Below are 24,110 nucleotides of genomic sequence, written 5' to 3' on the forward strand. Positions count from 1 at the left end.
TATTCAGTCAAAGAATTGTCGTTGCATTCCTTGCGACTGATAATGCCCAGTTTTACTTAGCCCACCTTGCGCCAATATCTCATCACGAAAAATTTGTCGAACGTCATGATCAGTTAGCGGTTTTTTGCTCTTTTCTTCCTGTTTTTTGGCTTGAGCCATTTCGTAAACTCGTTTGATACCAGCCATATTTAATCCATCAGAAAGATAATCTTTGATCTCTAACAACAAGTCAATATCGTTTAATGAATACATTCGACGATTTCCTTCGCTTCTTTCAGGATGAACAAAATCTTGTTCTTCATAATAACGAATTTGTCGTGCGGATAAATCAGTCAGTTTCATTACTGTACCAATTGGAAATACAGACATTGAACGGCGCAATTCCTTTTCTCCCATCAGACGTCCCCTTTCGTTTAACAAGTTGGGTAAAGTATACCAATCAAAAAAACTACTGTCAACCGCTTATGTCAGGTTTTCTAACATGAGGGTTGGTTTTTTTTACAAAAAAACTTGAGCAACGATTCATTGCTCAAGTTTTCTAACTTTTAAAAAAAGAGAAAATACATAGGTCACTCTGATAAGAAAGAGACAACGACCATTTAACTATTCAGCCATTTAGAAGTTGACTTTGCAAATCCTTTTACTTCATATCCATTTTTTTCTTCTACAAAATGCTCTTTCAAAACGAGGGTTTGTCTTCGTAAAGCACTTAACGTTTGCCCATCCTGACTGGGTACAAAGAGCGTGTATGGCACCATCAATTCCAACAACTGTTGTTTGATCGCTTGTACTAGCTTTTCTTTCCCATCGGTACTTTGCGCCGATATCAATACATTGGGAAAGAGTGAGGGAGTAAATAAGGCTGGATCAATTTGATCCGCTTTGTTATAGACTGTTAATACAGGCATCTCTTCCATCTTTAGTTCCGCCATCAACTGTAATACAGTCTGCTCCTGCAAAATACGATCTGGCGAACTTGCATCAACTACATGTAACAATAGATCCATGGATTGACTTTCTTCCAATGTTGAATGAAACGCATCAATTAATTGTGTCGGAAGATCTTGAATAAATCCAACCGTATCAGTAACCGTAATCTCAAATCCTTCTGCAAATCGCCATTTCTTTGTTAAGGGATCCAAAGTAGCAAATAACTGATCTTTAGAATACGTATCCGCTTGCGTAAGCAAATTAAGAATGGTTGACTTCCCCGCATTGGTATACCCAATCAAACCAATTTGAAAGATTTCACTAGACTGTCTTTTTTGGCGGTTTCTCGCTCGATGCGCTTCTACAGCCTTCAACTCACGTTTTACCCCTAATATTTTATTACGGATATGACGTCGATCCGTTTCCAATTTGGTTTCCCCAGGTCCTCTCGTTCCAATTCCACCACCTAATCGAGACAATGACTTTCCTTGTCCAGCTAAGCGTGGTAAAAGGTATTCTAATTGAGCTAGCTCTACTTGCAACTTTCCTTCTTTCGAACGGGCTCTCATGGCAAAAATATCTAAAATCAACTGAACTCGGTCAATGATAGGGATTCCTACTGCTTCTGAGACTAGCTGACTCTGGCGAGGGGTCATTTCATGGTTAAAAATAATCAGATCCGCTTCATGAGCATCCGCTTGTTGGATCAATTCTTGTAATTTACCTTTACCGATAATGGTTTGACGATCGACTTGCGGTCGTTTTTGCGTCAACGTAAATACTACTTCCCCAGAAGCTGTATTGGTCAGCTTGCTCAATTCTGCCATCGATTCTGTGAAGTATCGTTGATTCTGTTCTGTCTCAACACCTACGATGATCACTTTTTCTTTTTTATTCGTCATCTTTATCCTCCAACCACGTTCTGATCAATTGATCAATTTGCTCCATACTACTGGACTCTGCTAATAAGTCAAACCAATGTGCATCAAGACGATTACGAAACCATGTTAATTGTCGCTTTGCATACCGTCTCGAGTTCATCTTCAACTGCTCCACAACGTTTTCTAAAGATTCTTCTCCCTTAAAATACGGATAAAATTCTTTGTATCCAATACCTTGACTCGCTTGGACTTCACCAAGTTCATACACAAAACGTGCTTCTTCTAATAAGCCTTCCTCTAACATACTATCTACACGTTGATTGATGCGCTGGTATAACAAGGCTCTTTCGGTATTAAGACCAATCATACAATAATCATAAAGACGTGCGGGTTCCTCTTGCGGTGTTGTGATACTATAGCCAGTCACTTCAAATACTTCTAAAGCTCGAATCACTTTTCGTTGGTTGTTCCAATGAATTTTTTCCGCTGCTAGCGGATCTTTTGTTTTCAAATACTCCCAAAGTTCTTTTTTACTGAGTGTTTCAGCTAATTCTTCATATTTTTTTCGTACCGCTGTGACGCTTTCCTCTTTTGCACCCAATTGAAAATCATAAAGCAAAGATTGAATATACAACCCTGTTCCGCCAACGATCATCGGCAAATGGCCACGTTCTGTGATTTCTGTGATCAATTTTCGTCCAGCTTTTTGAAAATCTGCTACGGAATAAGTTTCATTCGGTTCGATGATATCAATCAAATGATGGGGAATACTTTCCATTTCTGACGTCTTTATTTTAGCTGTTCCGATATCTAATTTCTTGTAAACTTGCAGTGAATCCCCACTAATAATTTCACCGTTAAATTTTTTAGCCAATTCCACGCTAAGCGCTGTTTTCCCTACCGCTGTAGGTCCAACGATTACTAATACTTTTTCCATTATCATCCTACTTTTTCATTGTTTGTTTTATCCAAAATGCTTTTTGGGGAAAGTCTGTGATTATTGCATCTAGTTGTTGATCGAAACATCGTGTCATCTGCTGGTCGTCGTTGATGGTCCAGCATCTGATCGATTTGGGGAATGTCTCCATGGATGGCAAATGCTCCAAGTACCAGTCACCTCTAGGATGAATCCCTTCTATCCAAGGAGTATCTTCAGCTAACTGTACTTTCTTTTGTGACGTACTTAAAAGAAGATCCAGCTGTGCCTGAGGATCAATTTTTACTACTCGTTCCAATGTATGAAAGTTAAAACTGCAGTACGCATGTCGAAAAGGCCATTCCACTGCTTTTAATTGTTGAACTACTTTTTCTTCGATGCCAGCATACTCATATTTATCTGTTTTGATCTCGATCATTACCGTTCCACGATAATTCATTTCCCAAAAAAGATGCAAGACCTCTTTCAAAGTTGGCACTTTTGTTGCCTGAAACTCTGTATTGAACCACTTTCCTGCATTCAACTTTTTTATCTCTGCTAATGTTTTTTCCCGTACCAATCCTTTGCCATCCGTCGTCCGATCCACTTCCTCATCATGAATCACCACGATCTGCTCATCTTTCGTCAAATGAACATCTAGTTCAATCCCATCTGCACCTATTCGAACAGCTTCGGCAAACGCAGGCAATGTATTCTCTGGATGGGTACCACTACTTCCACGATGCGCAAAAATCTGAACCATTTCATCACCACTTTCAGTCTCTTTGATTGTACCATAGGAAAAAGGCTGTGAAAAAGTCGTAATACTTCAAATGGTTAAGAATGAGGTTGACTTGTCATTCTAAAAAATGAGTAAACGGTATTCAATAAAGAACTACTCAGCAATAAGCGATGATTTTCTAAAATATGAAAAGCTATAAAAGTCCTCTCTCATTCGCTTAAAGCTATTCTTCGACGATCAGACAAAAATCTCAAAATATGGGGAGCTGTTTCGAGATTTTCATTCTTCATACTCAGGGCAAACTGCTGTTTTCACAATCTCTCATTCATAGTGTTTCATCTATCGAAAAATAAGCCGAAAAAACCAAAAATATAAGGAACTACTTTTGGATTCTTCGGCTTATTTCTAAAAGCTAGACAATTCTGTCACAACCTTGACTTTACAAATTATAAAAGTTTTTTGATCCTCTTCGATCTCAACTCAAAAAACAATTAGCTCCACACATTATCATTTGAGAAAAAGCCAATGGGTTGTCGCGTGACACTTTTTAATTGCGCTTTTTTTTCATTGATCATTTCCGTCAGATTATCCGTGAAGTTTTCTAAGATCACACGTCCACCTTTATAAGCATAACCGCCTATTTTCATCGTTTCGTCAGGAGAAAGAACGACTTTACGGTGCGCAATGTTTTTAAATAACTCCTCTAAGATGTAATTTGGAAGATAAAAATTATTTTGTGCAGCAAATGACTGTAAATAAGCAAAATCATCAATAGTGATATAACAATCATCAAATGCATCAAAGCTGACATATTCATCTAACAGTGTTGCTCTTTTTTGCAAGATTTCATTGATTTTTTTATTTAGTTGATTCAAAGTCTCAATCTCTTTGACTTTTAATTCTAACTCCCGTCTTCGTTGCTCTTTGTTTTCAAGATGGCGCATCTGAACAACCATCCCGATATATACTAAAATAGCTCCTAATAAAACGCCGATTAAGCCTACGATGCCAACTACCAATTAGTGTTCCTCCTTGCTGTATTCTTCTATTTCATCATAACATAAACGTGCAAGCACAGACTATTTTCTAAAATTTTTTTATTTGACCTTTATTGACCAAGAATGTATACTACTTTTTAGGTAGAAGAAATGAATTTGTGTTACACTATTTGTAAAGAACTTAAGGAGGAACCAAATTATGAATTTAATCCCTACAGTTATTGAGCAATCCTCTCGTGGCGAACGAGCTTATGATATTTATTCACGCTTATTAAAAGACCGCATTATCATGTTAAGTGGTCAAGTGACTGATGATCTTGCAAACTCGATCATTGCTCAATTGCTTTTCCTAGATGCACAAGATTCTGAAAAAGACATTTATCTTTATATCAACTCTCCTGGCGGTTCTGTTACTGCTGGAATGGCGATTTATGATACGATGAATTTTGTTAAAGCAGATGTCCAAACCATTGTGATGGGTATGGCTGCTTCTATGGGTAGTTTCTTACTGACAGCAGGTAAAAAAGGCAAACGTTTTGCTTTACCAAATGCTGAAATCATGATCCATCAACCACTTGGCGGCGCACAAGGTCAAGCGACAGAAATCGAAATCGCAGCTCGTCACATTTTACAAACACGAGAACGCTTGAACAAAATTTTAGCAGAACGTACTGGTCAACCTCTTGAAGTGATCGAAAAAGATACCGACCGTGATAATTACATGACTGCTGAACAAGCGAAAGCATACGGTTTGATTGATGAAGTGATGGAAAACAGTGCTGGATTAAACTAATATCATTTGTAAACTAAAAGGACGATGGGACTGCTCGATTGAGCGGCTCATCGTCCTTTTTTCAGTTGGAACGAAAGCTCGGTTTTTCAATGCTGTTCTTTAAACTTCCCTTCGTTATATTGTTCTCCAAGTTCAACGTAATGTTGAATATTTTGGCGATTCTTTTCAATCTCTTCTTCCGTTAAAGGACGAATGACTTTAGCTGGCCGACCAAACGCTAATACGTTGGGCGGAATGACCTTGCCTTCGGTCACTAAAGAACCAGCACCAATCAAACTATTTTCACCGATCACTGCATGGTTCAAAATAGTTGATCCCATACCAATCAACGCGCCTTTTTCGATGGTGCAACCATGAAGCATACATTGATGTCCTACCGTTACATTTTCAGCAATTTCAACTGGTGCATCATGGTCCACATGAATAACAGTACCATCTTGAATATTCGTTCTTGCTCCAACTTTAACCGTATTGCTATCCCCACGAATCACCGCTTGATACCAAACTGTGACCGATTCTGCGAGCTCTACATCGCCAACAACAGTTGCATTCGGTGCAATAAATTTTTGACTCATTTTTACACATCTCCTTTTTTGGCTTATTTCCAATTATAGCAGAAGATGGATTTCTCCTTCAAAAAGACTAGCAGCTATTATTTCATAGTCCCTTCAAGCACGCCTACTCTCTAGGGACTGAGACAAAAGTTGTCTCAGTCTCTTCTAGTATCTCTAAAAACGAATAAACGGCGTTCAAGAAGCAACTCCTCAACAATAAGCGATGATTTTCTAAAATATGAGGAGCTATTTTAAAAAATCCTCTCTTATTCGCTCGGAGCTGAACGCTTCTTTCACAGCCTCTTGTTCACGGTGAGACAAAAGTAGCATCTTCGGAAAATTTGCCGAAATTTACCAAAAATTTGAGAAGCACCAAGTAGGTAACAATCAACATCAAAAACGAGTTTTTGTGTTTCTTGTCAATTTTCGGAAATTCCTTCTTATTTCTTGATGCTGAACACTTTTGTCTCAACCTCTCGTTTTTACACAACTAAAGAGCTCAGAACAATCTTTCGTGTTCCAAGCTCTTTCCTTTTATCTATATGCTATCTAAACTGGTAGCTAAATTTTATCCATTTACTTTAGAAATATTGATTGAGCCGATATAGCCAGCTTTATAGTTTTCCACATTGATTAGTGGGCTTGTTTCTCCTTTATTTACTTTAAAAGTAGTTGTAAGTCGATAGTATCCTTTTTCTTCTAAAACCCCATCTCTCATCAATGTGGTGTTAAGGAGTTCACGACTATCTTTAGACGAAGTATCTTCCTTCAATGCCACTTTTACATAATGGTCACTCAACATATCTACCACCGGTTTCACATAAACGGTTACTCGATAAGTTGCATTTTCTTCTAAAGCTTCACTACCGTTAAAGATTTTATATACACTAGCATGCTGATCAGCAAAGAAAGTATAGTCACCTACTAAAGCATTCACAGGATCTTTCACTAGTTCAATATCATCACCTGAGAACATTTTCCATCCAGCAGTTTGTCCGTCAGGCCAAGTATCATTGATTTTCACCGTTACATTAATCGTTTTTCTAGCCACTTCATTTACACTATTTTTCACTTCATAAGTGACTTGGTATTTTCCAGGAATAGAGGAATCAACGTTGTTTTCTACCACTTTGATTTTGTCTGTGATGTCTCCGTCAACACGATCATAAGCACTTAGATTGATTCGTTTGTCATATGGATCAAATAACTCATCGTGCAAAATTTCAATATCATTTGCATGTAACTCTGGTTTTTCAAAAACAGCTGCAAATTGATTGATTCTGACAGTATGCGTATTGAAGTGTTCTCCTGTTGCAGCTCCAATCGTAAAAGTATATTTCTTTGATTTATCGATGTTTGGATTTTTCAATTCCCAATGTTGCCCATCATAATCTGCAGTAATAAGTTGTTGCTTGCTATTCCATTTTAACGTTAATTTTTTAAAAGTATTTGGCGTGAATTTAATTTGTTGCATAGGAGCTAAAGCGGTTAAAAATCCGCTGTTGGCATCTGTTGAAACAAAGCCTCCATGAGCACCAACCATTTGAGCATGGTTGAAAGAAGTATCCGCATCATCTCTATCTGGCGCTTTAGAATAGGTATCCAATTCAAATCCAATTCCCTTTTTCAGGCCTCTGATACCTAGACCACCACCATTAGCTCCAATGTCGCCAATTGCTCCTTGGTGGAAAGCCACACCTACCCCATCAGCACCATTTACATTATCACCTAAATTGACATCCATATCCAACAAGAAATCATAGTTCATATCAAGGGAGACGATTCCAGATATTGTTCCTTTTTGAAATTGTTTCGATTGAGTAAGACGAGCTGTATGGGAATCAAGTTGGACGGCACTTCCATTAAATGCGACGATGTCTTTCAAATCAAAATTATTTTGATCCACATTTTGGGAGATAGCAATATTTTTATTGACTAAAACATTACTAGTTTCTGCATTTACTGACAATCCAACAACACTTACCCCAATTAATCCAATAGTTCCTGCACATACTTTTTTATAAAAGGTCTTTTTGTTCATAATAAATAACACTCCCATTCATATAGTTATTTTTTATACACTATCCTTTTCCGTTTTATCTGCATTTCACCATCTCTTTTCATTCTTTTAGTAAACAATTACGCGTAAAATTCATTTACTAGCAAGCATCCAGTAGTAGAAGCATTTTTGAATGCTATTTCGCCTCCCTTGATCTTTTTTCTACTACAAAATTATCGTAACGCTCAGATCCTATTATTTTTATTTTGTATAGTAGTCCAACAAATAAAAAAAGAGGTGAGACAAAAATGTTTAGCTTTAATAAATAAGAAGGGATTTCTGAAAATTAACAAGAAGCATAAACACTCGTTTTTTGCTGTTGATCGTTACCTACTTGGTGCTTCTTATTTCTTGATGCTACTTTTATCTCACTGTTTATTCGATTTTTAGAGATACTAAAAGAGACTGAGGAAAGTTTTTCCTCAGTCTCTCTATTCTAAAATTCTTTCTTATTTGCTCGGAGCTGATCGCTTCTTTCACGACCTCTTGGTTTAAACGGTGTTCAAAGAGCTGACCTTCGGCGATAAGTCAAAAAATCTCAAAACATGGAGAGCTGTTTCGAGATTTTCATCCTTAACGCTCAGGTCAAAACGCTTTTTTCACAACCTCTTGGTTTAAACGGTGTTCAAGAAGCAACTCCTTAAAATAAGCCTGAATTTTTCAAAACATGAGAAGCTGTTTCAAAAAATTCTTTCTTATTGTCATCAGAGCTACCCGCTTCTTTCACAACCTCTTGGTTTAATCGGTATCAAGCATCAGCAACATCTTCAGCAAATTGGCTATTGTACAGTTTTTCATAGAATCCGCCTTGAGCTAACAGCCCTTCATGCGTTCCTTTTTCGATAATTTGTCCTTGATCCATCACTAAGATCAAATCCGCATCACGAATCGTTGAAAGGCGATGAGCAATAACAAAACTTGTTCGTCCTTCCATTACACGATCCATTGCTTTTTGGATCAATGCTTCTAAACGAGTATCGACAGAACTAGTAGCTTCATCAAGTATCAAGATTTTAGGATCAGAAACCACGGCTCTGGCAATAGTCAATAATTGCTTTTGCCCTAACGAAACATTGTCACCTTCAGCGTTGATTTCCATTTCGTACCCATCAGGCATTGTCCGAATAAAATGATCAACGTTAGCTGTTTTTGCTGCATCAACGACTTCATAATCCGTCGCATCTAATTTACCAAAACGAATATTATCAGCGATTGTCCCTTCATAGAGCCAAGCATCTTGAAGAACCATCCCAAATAATGAGCGGACATCACTACGACTCATCGTTTTAGTATCAATACCATCGATTTTTATTGCCCCATGACTCACATCATAAAAACGCATCAATAAATTAATCAGAGTGGTTTTCCCTGCACCGGTTGGTCCGACTACCGCAACTGTTTGACCAGCTTTTACTTCAAAGTTCAAATCTTGAATCAACGGTTTTTTAGGGTCATAAGCAAAATCAACATGTTCAAATGAAACATTTCCTGCTACTGTTTCTGGTAAAGTGACATCCACTTTATTTTCTTTTTCTTCTGGTTCATCTAAAATCTCAAAGACACGTCTGGTAGCCGCAGATGCACTTTGCAATACAGAAGATAACTGTGTGATATTCCCCATTGGCTGGCTGATTTGCCAAATATATTGGATAAATGCTTGTAATTGCCCCACAACGATGACACCCGTAATGACGTAAAAACTTCCCAATACAGCCATACCGATATAAGTAGCATATGCGGTCAACTGAACTAAGGGCATCATCAATCCAGATATAAAGGCTGCTCTAAATCCATAATGTTTCAATCGATGATTGACTTGTTTGAATCCTTCAAACGTTTTTTGCTCACGTCCATAAACTTTTAACACACTAAAACCAGTCATATTTTCTTGGACATAACCATTTAAATCCCCTAACGAATTTTGCATTTCTTGGAAATATTTTTGCGAAGCATTGATCACACGTTTTGAAATCCAGATAGATGCAGGAATCATGATCATCGAGATCAACGCCATCAATGGCTGGATATAAAACATCATCGCTGCTGCCAGTGTGATCCCTAAAATAGCATTCACCACACCGATAAACGCTTGCTGTAACGCTCCACTGACTGCGTCTACGTCATTCGTCACCCGAGATAAGATATTTCCTTGTTGATTTTTATCAAAATAAGAAACAGGCAATCGATTGATTTTTTCTTCAATATCTCTTCGCAAATCTTGCATTGCACTTTGCACGACATTCGTCATCAAAACACCTGAAAGTAATTGCGAAACACAATAACCAACGCCCACGATCGTGATCCAAATCAAACAATTGAAAATATAAGAAAAATTAATCGCTTCGTTGTTTGCAATATTGTGACTGATCTCAGTAGTTGGCAATCCGACAACGTAGGGTAAAGCAACGTTGAAAATCACCGTCAAAACAGTAAACAACAGCACAAAGAAAAATGTTAACTGATAAGGTTTGATGTATCGAGCTAATCGTTTTAAGGAAGATAATGTTTGTTTCATGCTAATTCCTCCTTCGATAATTGCGAAGCTGCGATATCATAATAGATTGGACAGTTTTCTAATAATTCACGGTGTGTCCCGATACCTACGACTTCTCCCTCATTCAAGACGATGATTTTATCAGCATGCATGATCGTACCCACTCGCTGCGCCACGATTAACACCGTTGATTCGGTCGTTTCTTTTTTCAAGCGAGCCCGAAGTTTTGCATCCGTTTGATAATCAAGTGCCGAGAAGCTGTCATCAAAAATATAGATTTCCGGACGTCGAATAATAGCTCTGGCAATCGCTAAACGCTGCTTTTGTCCTCCAGAGAAATTAGCTCCACCTTCGGAAAGAAGTTCATCATACCCATCCGTTTTCTTCGAAATGAAGTCCGTTGCTTGTGCGATTTCAGCTGCTCGCTCCATCTCCTCTTGCGTAGCATCTTCTTTTCCATATCTTAAATTATCTGCGATCGTCCCAGTAAATAACAATGCTTTTTGAGGAATAAAGCCAATTTTATCTCTTAATTTACTCAAGCGATAGTCCCTGACATCTACGCCATCAATAAGGATTTCCCCATCACTTACATCGTAAAATCGAGGAATCAATTGAATCAACGTTGACTTCCCGCTACCTGTACTACCGATGAATGCGACTGTCTCTCCTGGCGAAGCAGTAAAACTCACATTACGGATCACGGGTTCTTGTGAATGTCCAGGGTAAGCAAATGTCACATTCTTAAACTCAATATATCCTTTGGTTTTTGTTTCAGATACACCATTTGGATCTTCTTTGATCGACGGTGAGGCATCTAATGCTTCTTGGATACGCCCTGCTGAAACAGCTGCCCGTGGATACATCATAAAGACACTTGCAAACAGCATGAAGGAGAATAATGCATGGAAAATATATTCAATAAATGCAATCAGATCCCCCACTTGAAGAGAACCAGCATCGATTTGAACTGCTCCGCTCCAAATGATCAAGACCATTACAATGTTAAACAGGAAGTAGAATCCAGGCTGTGCAACGGCCATTAAACGAAACAAGCTTTTCGAGCTTTTTGTATAGTTATCATTAACTTTCGCAAATCGTTTTTCTTCAAATTTTTCATTAACGAATGCCCGGATAACACGTAATCCTGAAAGATTTTCACGTAAAATACTATTAATCTTATCCAAATTTTTCTGTTGTTTTTTTGATAATGGTTCAGAAAATTTCGCAATCGCAACCACTGAAAGTAGTAAAAACGGTAGAGCTCCGATCACATAATAACTCAATGAAACACTGGTCCGCATAACCATATAAAGACTGACAACAAACATCATCGGTGTCATAAATCCGATCCGTAAGATATTTTGTAAGAACAGCATAATTTGATAAGCGTCGTTCGTCGTACGCGTGATCAACGAAGCAACCCCTAATGTTTCATATTCTTGGTGAGAATAACTTTGGATTTTCTTGAATAGATCGTCACGAATATCCGCAACGATGTTCGTCGTGATCCGTGAACCAAAATAGCCTAATAGAATATTCATAATGATCCCAACCACAGTAATCACGACCATCAAGATCCCTTGTTGTTTTACATAACCAAAATCGTTGTTACGAATCCCGACATCAATCATACGAGCTAAAATCGTTGGTAAGCCTAACTCAATTAAAATAAAACCAAATACGCAGATGAAATTTAATAACAAATATTTCTTATAGCGCATGGTATAGTGCCACATCAACTTCAAACTCTCATCTCCTTTTAATTAGAATAAATTTAGCTATTAATAAAAATAATAGCACACTCCTATAGTATATAGAACACCTCTCTCATCAAAAATTTTTTTTATTACATTTAAATGATAAAAAACATTTTTCCTTTCCACCTTGTTGATTTCTATACTTATCCACTTTTTTATGCTAAAATAGCAATTAACTATTGTATGAATTCATACAGAAGGTACGGTTGAAAAAATTTCCGAACAGAGAAGCAAAACGAGGCTTGTCTCTTTGATTAGAATCGCTCATTTTAATCAAAGCATATCAAAAAACAGGTGGCTTGACCCCTCGTTTTGTGTTGTCTAAAAAATCAACTAGCTAAATTACTGCGACATGCAGATAAAGGAGACATAAACATGATTTACAAAGTATATTATCAAGAATCAAAAATCCGTAATCCTAAACGGGAAGAAACAAAATCACTTTACATTGAAGCAAATAGTGATGTTGACGCACGTCAACAAGTGGAAGAAAATACCCCATACAACATTGAATTCGTTCAACTTCTAGAAGGCAGTCATCTAGAATACGAAAAAGAAAATGCTGAATTCACATTAGTGGAGTTTTAAAATGAAACTTTCCATCAAAAATAATGAGACAGGCGTCTTTGCTATTGGTGGATTAGGTGAAATCGGGAAAAACACGTATGGGGTACAATTCCAAGATGAGATTATCATCATTGATGCTGGAATCAAGTTTCCAGAAGATGATCTGCTTGGGATTGACTACGTAATTCCTGACTACAACTATATCGTTCAAAATATACACAAAGTGAAAGCACTGGTGATCACGCATGGACACGAAGACCATATCGGTGGCATTCCTTATTTGTTGAAACAAGCGAATATCCCTATTTATGCTGGGCCATTAGCGCTTGCACTGATTACCAATAAGTTGGATGAACATGGCTTGCTTAGAGATGCACAATTGCATGAAATCAATGAAGATACCGTGATTCGTTTCAGAAAAACATCGGTCAGCTTTTTTAGAACAACCCATAGTATCCCTGATGCGTTGGGTGTCGTTGTAAAAACACCTTCTGGTAATATCGTTGCAACAGGTGACTTTAAATTTGATTTCACCCCAGTTGGTGAACCTGCTAACCTGCACAAAATGGCACGGATCGGTGAAGAAGGCGTACTCTGCTTGCTATCAGACAGTACAAATGCTGAGATCCCAACATTTACAAAATCAGAAAAAACGATTGGTCTTTCGATCCTAAAGATTTTTGAGAAAATCGAAGGTCGGATCATTTTTGCCAGCTTCGCTTCAAACATTTTCCGTCTACAACAAGCAGCAGATGCAGCGGTTGCTACCGGCAGAAAAATTGCTGTTTTTGGACGCAGTATGGAAAATGCGATCGTTAACGGCCAACGTTTAGGCTATATCAAAGTCCCAGAAGGAACCTTTGTTGATGCACATGAAATCAATCGATTACCTGCGAATGAAACGATGATCTTATGTACTGGTTCTCAAGGTGAACCGATGGCTGCTTTAAGTCGTATTGCTAATGGTACCCATCGCCAAATCCAGATCCAACCAGATGATACCGTCATTTTCTCAAGCTCACCAATTCCTGGGAATACTACCAGCGTCAACCATTTGATCAATTTATTATCTGAAGCTGGTGCAGAAGTCATTCATGGGAAAATCAACAATATCCATACTTCTGGACACGGTGGTCAAGAAGAACAAAAGCTGATGCTTCGTTTGATGAAGCCTAAATACTTTGTTCCAGTCCACGGAGAATTCAGAATGTTGAAGATCCATGCTTCCCTTGCTCAAGATACCGGTGTACCTGCTGAAAATTGCTTTATTATGGAAAATGGAGATGTGTTGGCTTTGACTAGCGAAACCGCTCGTCCAGCCGGACATTTTATTGCCGGTGACGTCTATATCGACGGTAGCGGGATCGGTGACATTGGAAATGTTGTTTTGAGAGACCGTCATTTGTTATCTGAAGAAGGACTAGTTCTGGCAGTTGCTACTGTCGACATCAAAAAGAAAGAAATTTTAGCGGGACCTGATATTTTATCACGTGGCTTTGTTTATATGCGTGAATCAGGTGAGATGATCAATGAGGCGCAACGCATCCTTTTCCATGCATTGCGTGAAGTGTTAAATGCTCCTGATTGCTCTGAACATAAACTGAAAGAAGCCATGACAGGCGCTTTACAACCTTTCTTATTTGAACGAACAGAAAGACATCCAATGATCCTTCCAATGGTGATGACACCTGATGAAGAAAAATAAATGAAAAACTTATAATGGCTGCATGCGCCGACTACCTACATAGATGGGTAAAGTTCGGCGCAGTTGTCCATTATAAGTTTTTTTGTAACAAAAAAGAGCGTAATCACTTACGCTCTTAACATGTTTAAATAGGTGAACAACACTTATTTAGTTTACTCGCTCTACTTAAGCTTTTTCAACATTAGCAGCTTGTGGGCCACGATCTGATTCTTCAACATCAAAAGTCACTGCTTGACCTTCTTCTAAAGTTTTGAATCCGTCACCTTGGATAGCTGAAAAGTGAACAAAAACATCGCTTCCGTCTTCACGTGAAATAAAACCAAATCCTTTTTCAGCGTTGAACCATTTAACTGTTCCGTTTTCCATTAATAATACCCTCCTCGTGCCTAAGCACTTAATTGATTGTAACATTGCTCGCGTACGATAGAGGTGCAACAGATGTTTCAACTTCTATTCCCAAACAAAATTACAATATAATTGTACACTTGGTTCTTTTTTTTTGCAAGAAAGCTACTTCCACTTATTCAATTTATTCCTCTTCCATCAATCCCTCCTCTCTCAGACTAAAATACTGTTTGCATCCAATGATCAAATGATCTAAGACATCGATTCCCATCATCTCCCCACATTTTTGAACTCTTTTAGTAAAAAGCAAGTCTTGTTTAGATGGAAGAACATTCCCCGAGGGATGATTATGAACTAAAATAATTCTCGCTGCAGAATATCGAACAGCATAATGGAACACTTCTCTTGGATGTGCGATCGTTTGATCCAGGGAACCAATAAATAGCGTTTTTTTCAACAATACTTGATTCTTAGTATCCAAATAAATACAAATCAAATGTTCTTGTTTGTGATCCTTTAATTCTATGATTAATTGATGCGCTAATTCATAGCTGGCATGGATCGTGGGTTGTACCGCTACATGCTGTGTTTGGATTCTTTTTCCTAGCTCGATCAGTGCTTTGATTTCAAGAGCCTTAACCTGACCAATTCCTCGTATTTTTTCCAGCTCCGACAGCGTTGCCTGTCTTAACAGTGCAAGTCCACCAAATGTTTTCAACAAATTACCTGCTAGTTCCAAGACATTATAGGGATGCTGTCCCGTGCGTAATAAAATAGCAAGTAATTCTTGATCAGAGAGTGCTTTCTCTCCGTAAAGCAACATTCGCTCCCTTGGAAGTGAGGTTGCTGGCACAGCATCCAGCAAATTTTTTTCCATAAAATCCCCCCTTTCTTCTTCTCACTAATAAGATACGAAAAAAGGGGGGAGCTATTTTTATTTTTTTAGATATCCTGGTACTTCGTGTAGAGAAGATAAAACTGCTAACGTTTTTTGTTGCAAGTCTTCTGAAGGAGCCAACAAATCTGGAATCATAATCACTGGGATCTCCGCACTTGCTGCTGCAAGTATCCCGTTTTTAGAATCTTCCAGAACCAATGTTTCTTGTTTTTTCGTTCCTAGATATTCATGGGCAAGCAAAAAGATTTCTGGATCAGGTTTAGCACGTTTGACATTTTCTGCTGAAACAATCGTTTCAAAATAGTTTGTCAGTTGGTTCTTTTCCAATAATAGCTCAATAATATGACGTTGGTTACTAGAAGCGACAACTTTAGGTATTCGGTGTTCTTCTAAAAAGTCCAGTAATTCGATTACTCCTGGTTTTAATTGCACTGCACCTAAGGAAAACCGTCTGATCGTTTCTTCATAAGCATCATTAATGAATTTTTGGACATTATTTTTCCCAAAACTTGCAAAGATCTGATGATAATTTGCCCAAACCTCTTCATCTGATACACCTAGATATTTCAAATACAATTCTTTGTCGTAAGGAAAGCCCATTTGATCAGCAACCATTTGCGAGGCTTCATAGTAGACGATTTCTGTGTCAAAGAGTAACCCATCCATGTCAAAAATGACAGCTTTATAATTCATTTTTTCCTCCTAACTGTAACAATAGTGTTCGTACTTCAGAAATAAAGTAAAGGGAACCTGTAACCACTAAGACATCTTCATTGGTCATTTTTTCTAATATTTCAGCTAAACCAAATTGCCATAATGAAACAATTGAAACTGTTTCATCTACAAGATCAGTCACGGTGCTTAAATCCAATGCTTTCGGGTGTTCAAACGTCGTTAAATACAAATGCGCATTAGGAACTGCTTTTAATTGGGTTAGCATTGCTTCTACATCTTTTGTACTTAGTGCAGAAAATAAAATATTGATCCGATAATCTTTGAACTCTTTCTTCAAATTTTGAACCAAACGGCTGACTGCATGTGTATTATGAGCGCCATCTAAAATAACAAAAGGTTCTTCACTTAATTTTTCCATTCGTCCAGGCCAGTGCGCTTTTTTCAGCCCTTTGCGAATTTCTTTTTCACTAAATGGTATACCTGTCATCTTGCAGTAAACTTGATATAGTTCAATTGCCATACCAGCATTTTCTGTCTGATGTTGTCCAATCATACCAATCGTAAGCGAGGTCATTTTTCCATGCTCATTATGAAATGAAAATACTTCTCCCCATTGCTCAGCTGGATGTTGATAAGTAACTTGATAGTTTTCGCCAAAAATATGAAGGGGGGCATTTCTTAGTCTAGCCTGTTTTTTGATTACTTCTAAAGCTCTTTCTTCGATATTTCCCGTAACGACAGGCACCCCTTGCTTGATTATTCCTGCTTTTTGGGCAGCAATTTCTTCAATTGTTTCTCCTAAAATATCCGTATGATCCAAGCCAATCGTGGTGATTCCTGTAAGTAATGGTACGGCAACATTTGTTGAGTCTAGTAAACCGCCTAACCCAACTTCAATAATAGCAACGTCGACTTTTTGACACAAAAAATAATCAAATGCCATTGCTGTCAGCGTTTCAAACTCAGTGATTCCGGCAACTGCTTCAAATCGATCCAAATGTTCAACAAGTGGTCGGTATTTTTGTACAAGCTTGATTAAGTCTTGATCTGGAATTTCTTGTCCATTGATCGAGATTCGTTCATTAAAAGATTCAATATACGGCGAAGTAAATGTCCCCACTGTCAGTCCTGCTTCTTCTAGTAGACATCTCAGATACGTAACCGTCGAACCTTTTCCGTTGGTTCCTGCGATATGGATCGTTTTCACCTGTTTTTCTGGATGCCCGACTATCTCTAATAATGCCTCCACTCGATCTAGTCCCGGACGAGAGCCAAATGGCAAGCGGCTATGGATCCAGGCGATTGCTTCTTCTATTTTCATCAACATTTCCCCCATTCCATATTTATTATAGCAAAAAGCAAGCGGAAACACAGGAAAAGACGTAGTGTATGTAAAAGAAGAAGAAATACTGAATAGCCCATTCTGATTCTACTTATTTGTGCTGACGTCTTGCTTTTTACTTAAAAAAAGAGCGGAAATGTTTTTCAACTACTTTCCGCTCTCTTTTGCATTTGTACGATTGTTCGAATGTCAGATTACTGGATTGTTCTTAAGCTGCGGATTCTTTCTGTAACTGCTGCTTGTTTGTCCAAATAATCCTTTTCTTTTGCCCGCTCTGCTTCAACCACTTCTGCTGGCGCATTGGCAACAAAGCGTTCATTGCCTAATTTTCCTTGTACTCGTTTCACTTCATCTGTCCATTTCGCTAGTTCTTTTTCTAACCGTTTGATTTCTTCTTCGATATTGATCAAACCTGCTAATGGTAAGAAAATTTCTGCCCCTGTCAATACAGCTGACATTGCTAGATCAGGCGCAACGATTTCACTTGAGATCGTTAGCTCTTCTGGATTACAGAAACGCTCGATATAGCTGGTATTTTCTGTTAAGAATTGACCGATTTTCGGATCATTGATCTTAATCATTAATGTAATTGGTTTGGATAATGGTGTATTCACTTCAGAACGAATATTACGTACGGAACGAATTAGTTCTTTGAGTACTTCCATCCCTTTTGAAGCTGTTTCATCATTAAATTCCGGATGAACCACCGGATAATCAGCAACTACTAAAGAAGTACCTTGATGTGGGATGTGTTGCCAAATTTCTTCAGTAACAAATGGCATAATTGGATGCAATAGACGTAAAATTTGATCTAACGTATGCACCAAAATACTTTGTGTTGTTTGTTTTGAGACAGCATCATCACCATACAAGACTTCTTTACTCATCTCGATATACCAGTCACAAAAATCATCCCAAATAAAGTTATACAACTGACGCCCAGCTTCCCCAAATTCAAAATGATCAAAGAGTTCAGTAACCTTAGTGATCGTTTCATTTAGACGTGTCAAGATCCAGCGGTCTGCCACAGTTTTCTCGCCAGTTAGCGTAATATCTTCAACTGTCATGCCTTCACTGTTCATAATAACAAAACGTGAAGCATTCCAAATTTTATTAATGAAATTCCAAGCTGCATCCATTTTTTCATAGCTGAAACGGACATCTTGACCAGGTGCTGAACCGTTTGATAAGAACCAACGTAAGGCATCAGCGCCATATTTTTCAATCACTTCCATTGGATCAATGCCGTTTCCAAGAGATTTACTCATTTTACGTCCTTGTTCGTCCCGAATCAACCCATGAATCAAAACATTTTCAAACGGACGACGATCTGTAAATTCTAAGCTTTGGAAAATCATTCGACTAACCCAGAAGAAGATAATGTCGTAGCCAGTTACTAATGTGCTTGTTGGGAAATAGCGTTGATAATCAGCACTATTTTCATCTGGCCATCCCATCGTTGAAAAAGGCCATAATGCTGAACTAAACCAAGTATCTAATACATCTGGATCTTGTACCCACTCTTCACTATTTTCTGGAGCTTCCATCCCTACATACATTTCACCCGTTTCTTTATGGTACCAAGCCGGGATTTGGTGTCCCCACCACAATTGACGAGAGATAACCCAATCGTGAACATTTTCCATCCAACGTAAAAATGTTTGATTAAAACGTGGTGGGAAAAATTCAACTGCATCATCAGTCTCTTGATTTTTCATTGCTTTCTCAGCTAATGGAGCCATTTTAACAAACCATTGTGTGGACAAGCGTGGTTCAATGACTACTCCCGTACGTTCTGAATGCCCAACATTATGGATCATTTTTTCAATTTTGATCAATCGTCCGATTTCCTTCAAATCAGAGACAATCGCTTTACGTGCTTCGAAACGATCCATACCTGCATATTTTCCAGCTAAGTCATTCATCGTTCCATTTTCGTTCATCACATTTACACGTGGCAGATCATGACGGTTACCTACCTCAAAGTCATTTGGATCATGCGCAGGTGTAATTTTCACTACGCCTGTTCCAAATTCCATATCAACATACGTATCTGCAATAATCGGAATTTCTTTATTTACTAATGGTAAAATTACTTTTTTGCCGATCAACGCTTGATAACGCTCGTCTTCTGGGTGTACAGCAATCGCTGTGTCACCCAACATAGTTTCTGGACGAGTCGTTGCAATTTCCACTACACCCGAACCATCAGCCAGTTCATAGCTCATGTGGTAGAAAGCACCTTCAATCTCTTTGTGGATCACTTCGATATCCGATAAAGCAGTGCGTGCTTGTGGGTCCCAGTTAATAATGTATTCACCACGGTAAATCAAGCCTTTTTCATAAAGTGTCACGAATACTTTACGAACAGCTTCTGACAAGCCATCGTCTAGTGTAAAACGTTCACGACTATAATCGAGAGATAAGCCCATTTTTGCCCATTGTTCACGGATATGGCTTGCATACTCTTCTTTCCATTCCCATACTTGATCCACAAATTTTTCACGTCCTAAGTCATAACGCGAAATTCCTTGTTGACGAAGCTTTTCTTCTACTTTTGCCTGTGTAGCGATCCCAGCATGGTCCATCCCAGGTAACCATAAGGTATCAAAGCCTTGCATCCGTTTTTGACGAATCAGCATGTCTTGTAAAGTCGTATCCCAGGCATGTCCTAAGTGAAGTTTTCCTGTGACATTTGGTGGGGGGATTACGATTGAATAGGGTTTTGCTTTCTGATCGCCACTTGGTTTGAACAAATCTTGTTCCAACCATTTTTCATAACGGCCAGCTTCAACTTCTTGCGGATTGTATTTTGTTGATAGATTTTTTTCTTCCGTCATACTGATGTCCTCCTTAAAAATAAAAAAAGTCCTAAAATACTTTCGTATTTTAGGACGTATTGATTTACGCGGTACCACCTAATTTGTAGCAGTTTCCTACTACCTCTCATGTGAGTTAACGATCACGACTCGTTTATCTCTAGGTTTTATCGGTTTGCTGTACACGATAAAGGGTTCAAGATAAAAACTCCCAAGCTACCTTCACTAGTCTCTCCTAAGAACGTCCCACCATCTCGTTCTCTCTCTAAAAGGCTGTAACTAGTTACTCCTCTTGATCAACGTCATGCCTCATTTTACAATGGTTCAATTTTAAAGTCAATAAAAGACGGTAAGAATCGTATTTCCCAAAATAGTACCTCTTTAGGCTTATGATTCGCCTATTATAAAGAATTGACTAAACAATAAGCAGTAGTGACAATGTTTGCTTATTCAGAACGTGACTGTTCAAATTAATTTTTTAACTCTCTTACAGAAGACTGATTTTTTCCTGCTTCCTTCATCTCATTTAGATTATTAGCCTTATTTGTAGACTGATTCATTCGCTCCTCTAGTGTTTGAATTTTTATTACAGGGTGACTATTAGCCGTTTGAGGTGATTTATTTGTTAGAGATTGATCCCTGATTTCCTTGGGAATTGGTGTTGGTTGAATACCAGCGGACTTCTCTTGATTTAGACTATCAGCCACATTTGTAGACTGATTCATTTGCTCCTCGAATGTTTGATTTTTTATTACAAGGGGCGTTTTGGTTTGTTTATCTGTTAGAGAGTGATTACTGATTCCGAGAGGTGTTAATGTTGGTTCAATACCTTCAGACTTTTCTTTAGGTTGTTCCTTTTTTCTCTCTGGTTCCTTTACTGAATTACTTATTAGAGACTGATTACTTGTTCCCTGAGGCATTGGAGTTGGTTCAACATCTATATTCAGTTCTTTAAGTTGCTTCATTTCCTGTCTATGTGAGTGTAATTTCTCGAAACTCTCAACTAGTCTTTTAATTTTCCATCGATTCTGTTGGTATTCTGAGTCTTTATTAAGATACCCTGCCGTGTATTTAGGATTTATATTTTTAAATACACCAGATGAATATACCAAGAAAGACAAAACAACCTGGGAACAACAATGCTCATCCTTGATTAGTAATTCTTCAATCTGTCGATTCACATCAGACACTAATAGGTTTTTCGGACTTACGTAAGTATTTATAAACTGCTTAATCTTATCGCTTTCCTGTTGCCACCACTCCCTTTCGAATGGAGTCAGCACCTTATTAAGATTTTTAAAATATTTATTATTGTTACTCTCAACTTCATTAATCGTTACCTTCTTAAGATCAACAGAAACTAAAGGAATTTGTTTGCTACAATCGTCAATGACACTTTTTAATTTGGGATATGTATGTATAAAATGTTGTATCTCTTTTTTTTGATTAAGGATATTTGAAAATTGCTCCTCTATACTAAGTCGATCATCTCTAAATTCGTACACCTCAATCACACTATATTTCATTTGTTTTTTAATTTCTTCTTTTTTATTATTTAAATCTTTTTGAAACGTCTCAATTACTTTATTGACTCTGACTTGTTTTGTATTTTTTTTATTTTTTATCTTCAATAAACTATTTTTAATCTTATTTATTACAACTTGGGATTCATTTTGCCGCTTTTTTTCATCCATTGATAAACATTTTTCCGTCCAATTGATGACATCCGATTCAGTAAAATTAATATTTTGTGAACGAAGTGCTTCTTTAATTGATTGAAGGAGAGACTCAGCTTGTGAAAGGTCCTTGGTTTCCTTTAATAGTCCTTCTCCGTCATCCCCAAACCTTTTTTTTAAATCAGTTACATCACTTGAATTTCCCCATTCTCTACTCATTACAGAATAAATGACTGTTGATAAAGTCTCTCCCTCCTTTTTTTGCTGGAGTGCTTCTTCGATTTTTGGAAGTATTTCTTTTTTTGTCTGATAATCTTGTAATAGATTTAATGCTTTTTCCCTATCCGAACGATTCGAACAATCAATTCCTTCTTCACTTAGTGTATGATTAATCGTTTCCAGTATTATAGGAAAAAGGTAATCTACTTTTTGTTTTTTTAAATCTTTTCTTACTTCCCCCACTATATCAAGACCTTTTATTTTATCAATAGGGGCAAGTATTATAGTTTGTGCTTTTTCTCCCATTTCCATGCTTATTGCGGATATTCTTAAGATCACTTCTTTTTCATTCAAAATTTTGTTTGTTTGAATCTTATCCTCTTCATTTAAATAAGTGCTTAATTGATTATTGACTTGTTCAAAGTTTTTTTCCGTCCAGTTTGGGTAATTAACTTTTAACTGAAGCATAATCGTTGCGATCTGCTCGGGTTTTAATTGTTTGAGATAGTCATTGTTCTCCAGTTTATTATCAATTGATCGAAGTCCATTCATGTGTCGCTGATTTTCGATTTCACTCAGATCTTTTTTCATCATTTCCGATAAGGAACTATTTTTTTTTGCTTCTGTCTCCTTTAATTCTTCTTTAAATGCCTGAACTGTTTCAAATTTGTGCCATTGATTTTCACCAAAAACAAGTCTCCCTAGATAGGATAACTGTTTTTTTGACTCTGGAGAATTCAATAATCTATAGAATCTATCAAATCGGTCTATTTTTGCCCCACTATTCAATAAATCTTCTAATTGATTCCCTAAATCTGATCGATTTTCTTTTTTTAGTTTTTCGATGATACTTTTTTTATAAAATTCTAAACGGTCCGTTTCTTTGAAGGAAGTATTGACATGTTGCCTAACAGACTCTTTTACTAATGTGGACTGAGACTCAACATAAATTTGTGTCATCACCTCAACTGTTCCTTGTTCTTCTCCTCTTAATATTTCATCATATTTTACAGCCAACTCTGGGGTTACTTCTTTAGCAATCAAATAAACGAGCTCTTGATCAAGGATTCTTTTTTTTGTGATTATGGTACTTTCTTTTAAATTTATTTTTTTAAAATATGGAATGCTATTACCAATAAACGGCGAATCACTATGATTTGTAGCTATAGAAATATATGTTTTTTTTTCAGCTTCTGATAAATTCTTTCTTTGGAGAAGTTTAGAAATTATTTTATCATCTCTCAAAAAGTCAAAAAACCATTTATACTCATTATTCTTAGAAGATCTATTCATCGTTTCAAAAAATCCATCAATTACGATTTCTCTACATCCTTCTTCATAATCTAGCTCCATATTGACTAATTGTTGATAGTTTACACTGCCCTCGTTTAATAGTTCAAATGTACGAGCTAAAATATCCTCTTTGACTTTAGCTGAGTCCATGCCATATTGTAATTCTATACATATCTCTTTAATTTTTTTCTCGATTTCATCTGTCGATAATTTTATTTTATTAATACTAAACAAAACATTCTCATGAAAAAATTTCTCACCATCCACAGATAAACTATTAGTTAAAGATGTTAATAAGTTGAGCTGTTCTGTCAGATTTCTAGTTGGAACCATTAGAAGATCAAAAAGATGAATCTGATTTATTACATTATCAGAATTTTGTTGAAAATAGAGACAAGATTCCACGATCTCTCTCGTTATTACTCTCTCTTGTTTTAGCATCAT

The 24,110-nt window shown here is 37.3% G+C and carries 18 protein-coding genes and 1 other annotated feature; of the genes, 3 read left to right on the forward strand and 15 right to left on the reverse strand.

Annotated elements, in window-relative coordinates; all coding sequences use genetic code 11:
• Positions 1-3 precede the first annotated feature (3 nt).
• From IGK81_RS10020 to IGK81_RS10040, 5 genes are all read right to left on the reverse strand, one after another.
• Entirely contained in the window at positions 4-396 is a 393-nt protein-coding gene (locus IGK81_RS10020) for a MerR family transcriptional regulator (protein ID WP_010718712.1), read from the reverse strand.
• A gap of 203 nt (positions 397-599) precedes the next feature.
• Positions 600-1,832 carry a GTPase HflX gene (hflX, locus tag IGK81_RS10025; protein WP_034698955.1) on the reverse strand — a complete coding sequence of 411 codons (1,233 nt, stop codon included), beginning with the start codon at positions 1,830-1,832 and terminating at the stop codon, positions 600-602.
• Positions 1,822-2,748, reverse strand: coding sequence for a tRNA (adenosine(37)-N6)-dimethylallyltransferase MiaA (gene miaA, locus IGK81_RS10030; protein WP_034698953.1), 927 nt, complete (start codon positions 2,746-2,748; stop codon positions 1,822-1,824). The genes hflX and miaA overlap by 11 nt, the downstream gene beginning before the upstream one ends.
• 7 nt (positions 2,749-2,755) lie before the next feature.
• Positions 2,756-3,490, reverse strand: coding sequence for a glycerophosphodiester phosphodiesterase (locus IGK81_RS10035; RefSeq protein WP_034698950.1), 735 nt, complete (start codon positions 3,488-3,490; stop codon positions 2,756-2,758).
• A 470-nt stretch (positions 3,491-3,960) separates the two neighbouring features.
• Positions 3,961-4,488, reverse strand: a complete 528-nt coding sequence (locus IGK81_RS10040) for a hypothetical protein (RefSeq protein ID WP_010718716.1) — start codon at positions 4,486-4,488, stop codon at positions 3,961-3,963.
• Between the two features lie 178 nt (positions 4,489-4,666).
• Between IGK81_RS10040 and clpP the strand changes: the two genes are divergently transcribed.
• Positions 4,667-5,260: an ATP-dependent Clp endopeptidase proteolytic subunit ClpP gene (gene clpP / locus IGK81_RS10045; protein WP_010718717.1), complete on the forward strand. Its 594-nt coding sequence runs from the start codon at positions 4,667-4,669 to the stop codon at positions 5,258-5,260.
• 86 nt (positions 5,261-5,346) lie between these two features.
• Here clpP and IGK81_RS10050 read toward each other — a convergent pair whose 3' ends face one another.
• The 4 genes from IGK81_RS10050 to efrA all read right to left on the reverse strand — a co-directional run bounded on the left by IGK81_RS10050 (position 5,347) and on the right by efrA (position 12,115).
• Positions 5,347-5,835 (reverse strand): gamma carbonic anhydrase family protein, encoded by a 489-nt coding sequence (locus IGK81_RS10050; protein WP_010718718.1) that lies wholly within the window; start codon positions 5,833-5,835, stop codon positions 5,347-5,349.
• 547 nt (positions 5,836-6,382) lie between these two features.
• Positions 6,383-7,855, reverse strand: coding sequence for a lectin-like domain-containing protein (locus tag IGK81_RS10055; RefSeq protein WP_034698948.1), 1,473 nt, complete (start codon positions 7,853-7,855; stop codon positions 6,383-6,385).
• A gap of 766 nt (positions 7,856-8,621) precedes the next feature.
• Positions 8,622-10,388: a multidrug efflux ABC transporter subunit EfrB gene (gene efrB / locus IGK81_RS10060; RefSeq protein ID WP_010718720.1), complete on the reverse strand. Its 1,767-nt coding sequence runs from the start codon at positions 10,386-10,388 to the stop codon at positions 8,622-8,624.
• Positions 10,385-12,115, reverse strand: coding sequence for a multidrug efflux ABC transporter subunit EfrA (efrA, locus tag IGK81_RS10065; RefSeq protein WP_010738063.1), 1,731 nt, complete (start codon positions 12,113-12,115; stop codon positions 10,385-10,387). Before efrA ends, efrB begins: the two co-directional genes overlap by 4 nt.
• Before the next feature lie 387 nt (positions 12,116-12,502).
• On the opposite strand from efrA, the gene IGK81_RS10070 reads away from it, so the two are divergent.
• Positions 12,503-12,715: a DNA-directed RNA polymerase subunit epsilon gene (locus IGK81_RS10070; protein WP_010718722.1), complete on the forward strand. Its 213-nt coding sequence runs from the start codon at positions 12,503-12,505 to the stop codon at positions 12,713-12,715.
• Position 12,716: 1 nt separating this feature from the next.
• Positions 12,717-14,399, forward strand: a complete 1,683-nt coding sequence (gene rnjA, locus IGK81_RS10075) for a ribonuclease J1 (RefSeq protein WP_010718723.1) — start codon at positions 12,717-12,719, stop codon at positions 14,397-14,399.
• A gap of 165 nt (positions 14,400-14,564) precedes the next feature.
• Here the strand turns inward: rnjA and IGK81_RS10080 are convergent, their stop codons facing one another.
• From IGK81_RS10080 to IGK81_RS10105, 6 genes are all read right to left on the reverse strand, one after another.
• Complete coding sequence (locus IGK81_RS10080; protein WP_010718724.1) at positions 14,565-14,765, reverse strand: cold-shock protein; 201 nt, start codon at positions 14,763-14,765, stop codon at positions 14,565-14,567.
• Between the two features lie 163 nt (positions 14,766-14,928).
• Positions 14,929-15,621: a RadC family protein gene (gene radC / locus IGK81_RS10085; RefSeq protein ID WP_034698946.1), complete on the reverse strand. Its 693-nt coding sequence runs from the start codon at positions 15,619-15,621 to the stop codon at positions 14,929-14,931.
• A gap of 57 nt (positions 15,622-15,678) precedes the next feature.
• Complete coding sequence (locus tag IGK81_RS10090; protein ID WP_010718726.1) at positions 15,679-16,335, reverse strand: HAD family hydrolase; 657 nt, start codon at positions 16,333-16,335, stop codon at positions 15,679-15,681.
• Positions 16,325-17,638: a bifunctional folylpolyglutamate synthase/dihydrofolate synthase gene (locus IGK81_RS10095; protein WP_010738066.1), complete on the reverse strand. Its 1,314-nt coding sequence runs from the start codon at positions 17,636-17,638 to the stop codon at positions 16,325-16,327. Before IGK81_RS10095 ends, IGK81_RS10090 begins: the two co-directional genes overlap by 11 nt.
• A gap of 215 nt (positions 17,639-17,853) precedes the next feature.
• The gene (locus IGK81_RS10100) at positions 17,854-20,499 is read right to left on the reverse strand and encodes a valine--tRNA ligase (RefSeq protein ID WP_034698944.1); all 2,646 of its coding nucleotides are present in this window, start codon (positions 20,497-20,499) and stop codon (positions 17,854-17,856) included.
• A gap of 47 nt (positions 20,500-20,546) precedes the next feature.
• Positions 20,547-20,787, reverse strand: a binding site (T-box leader).
• Positions 20,788-20,948: 161 nt separating this feature from the next.
• A complete protein-coding gene (locus IGK81_RS10105; protein WP_034698942.1) occupies positions 20,949-24,110 on the reverse strand; it encodes a hypothetical protein in 3,162 nt (1,053 codons plus the stop codon).

The organism is Enterococcus sp. DIV0703, assembly GCF_051711065.1.
GTDB lineage: Bacteria > Bacillota > Bacilli > Lactobacillales > Enterococcaceae > Enterococcus_B > Enterococcus_B hirae.